The organism is Pseudomonas sp. DE0010 (genome assembly GCF_007680745.1).
GTDB lineage: Bacteria > Pseudomonadota > Gammaproteobacteria > Pseudomonadales > Pseudomonadaceae > Aquipseudomonas > Aquipseudomonas parafulva_B.
Map to the genome: position 1 here is coordinate 1 of NZ_VEJQ01000333.1, position 228 is coordinate 228.

The following is a 228-nucleotide window of genomic DNA, read 5'->3' on the forward strand; positions in this document are numbered from 1 at the left end:
GCGGAAGTAGTCAGCCAGGTTCAGCTCGGTGGTGGTACCGGCCTGGATGCACACGGTGGCACCGTCCAGTTCCTTGGCGCTCTTCACACCCAGCTTCTTGTTCACCAGGAAGCCCTGGCCATCGTAGTAGGTCACGGCGGTAAACATCAGGCCCATGCCGCCATCGCGGGAGCTGGTCCAGGTAGTGTTGCGCGACAGGACGTCGATCTCGCCGGACTGCAGCGCGGT

General features: G+C 63.2%; 1 pseudogene. It reads right to left on the minus strand.

What is annotated here, in order from left to right:
• Positions 1–228: pseudogene (locus FS767_RS22750) on the minus strand (amino acid ABC transporter substrate-binding protein); the annotation flags it as partial.